Below are 440 nucleotides of genomic sequence, written 5' to 3' on the forward strand. Positions count from 1 at the left end.
GGGGGTGGCTTTGCGACTTTAGGTCAAATAAATTCGTACAACCCGTAGAGCCACCCTCTCCCCGGCCCTCTCCCGCCGGACGGGAGAGGGGGCAGGTTGCAAGTTAAAACAAGGTCGTCTGAAAACTTTGAGATTTGAGTTTGGGAGAAACAAACTCACTCCCCTCGTTTTCAGACGACCTTTATTCAATCAATACAGGCTTGAGATAACTCAGGTAGCGTGGGCTTTGCCGACGAAATCTATCATCCAATAATCAAAATCAGACAACAGCCGAATGGGTATACATTTGGGCTTTCATTTCGCGGGCAAAGCCCACGCTACCCGTTGCGGCAAGGGCAACCTGTCCCTTCCCCCGTCTAGCGGGGGAAGGTTAGGATGGGGGTGGTTTCTGAGGTTTAGGTATAGTGGATTTAAATTTAAACCAGTACGGCGTTGCCTCG

It is taken from the genome of Neisseria sp. HMSC055H02 (assembly GCF_001813335.1).
Taxonomy (GTDB): Bacteria; Pseudomonadota; Gammaproteobacteria; order Burkholderiales; family Neisseriaceae; genus Neisseria; species Neisseria sicca_C.